Genomic DNA, 1,329 nt, shown 5'->3' with positions numbered 1-1,329 from the left:
TGTCTAGCCGGGGACATCACTGACAGTTTGGACCGGAGACATGGCTGACAGTCTCCTTGTTTTGTTCCTGCCGTTTGCGGCGGCCCGGTCGGGCCGCCGCAAACGGCAGGAAACTTTCACCGCGACGGTCCACGACACCGAGGTCGATGTCGATGAACCGCGCCAGCCAGTCGCCGCTCGCCAACTCCACCAGACCAATCGGCTCGCCCGTCAGCGCCTCACTGATGAACAGCCCACCGCCGCGCCACCTGATCGTGCCGTCGGTACGAACTCGCCGCACCTGGTGGTCCGCCGGATACCAGGGCTCCGCGATCCGCCCCGGATACGGCCGCGGCGACGGCTGCCACAGCCGCACCGGCGGCACCTGCCCCAGACCCTCGTGCGGACGCTCTTCGTTGTACTCCCGCCGGAACGCGTCGAACCGCCCCTGCTGCGCCGCCAGGCTCGCCGCAGGCGTCATCGCCGTCTCCCGTTGCAGCGTTCCGTGCATCCGCTCGTGCCGGCCGTTCTGCGACGGCTCTCCCGGCTCGATCCGCGCCAACTCGATGCCAAGCTTCGCCCATCCCACCGACAACCGCGTCAACCCCGCAGCACCCCGCGACGCAAACGGCGTCCCATTGTCCATCCGCAGCCGCCTCGGCAGCCCGAACGACCGGAACAACTGCTCGCACGCCCCCGCAACCGGTGCCGTCTGCGGCACCATGATCCGACACTCCAGCAGCATCCGGCTCGCCGTGTCGCTCACCGTCAGCGGGTCGCACCGCCGACCGTCCCCAGTCCGGAACCACCCCTTGAAGTCGATCGCCCACTCGTCGTTCGGGGTCACCGCCTCCGCAAACGGGCGCTCCAGCGGCTCCGCTCGCCGAACCCGCCGTCGCGCCGCCACCAACCCCGCCCGCTTCAGCAACTCCCCCGCCGTCGAGGCCGCAGGCCACGCCATCTCCGGCTGCTCCTCTCGCAGCACCGCCAAGAGCTTCCGCGGACCCCAGTGCGGACGCTCCCGACGCTTCGCCACCAGCGCTTCCACCACCGCCGCTGCCGTGCCCTGCGGCCGGGTCAGCGGCGACCGCGAGCTGTCTCGCAGCGCCTCAAAACCACCCTCTCGCCACCGGCGAAGCCACTTGTGACCGGTTTCCCGGCTAATCCCGTACCTCTCGCAGAGCGCGCTCACCGACCCTTCGCCTCGCTCCAGCGACACCACAAACCGAACCCGGTTATCCACCACACTCGATCCCCAAGGCACAGGCAGGTCCTCCCCGCCCATGACTGAACACTGTCAGCCATCTCCCCAGTCCAAGCTGTCAGTTATGTCCCCGGTCCGGACCCCCT

The 1,329-nt window shown here is 69.1% G+C and carries 1 protein-coding gene; it reads right to left on the bottom strand.

Translation table 11 applies throughout. The features are described from left to right. Window positions 1–16: 16 nt before the first annotated feature. Window positions 17–1,264, bottom strand: coding sequence for an integrase core domain-containing protein (locus GXW71_RS34530; protein WP_246527160.1), 1,248 nt, complete (start codon window positions 1,262–1,264; stop codon window positions 17–19). Window positions 1,265–1,329: the final 65 nt, after the last annotated feature.

Origin of the sequence: Plastoroseomonas hellenica (genome assembly GCF_018129085.1) — a bacterium.
In the GTDB taxonomy this organism is placed as follows: domain Bacteria; phylum Pseudomonadota; class Alphaproteobacteria; order Acetobacterales; family Acetobacteraceae; genus Plastoroseomonas; species Plastoroseomonas hellenica.
Note: the sequence above shows the minus strand (reverse complement) of the source record. Positions and strands in the feature narration are given on the sequence as shown.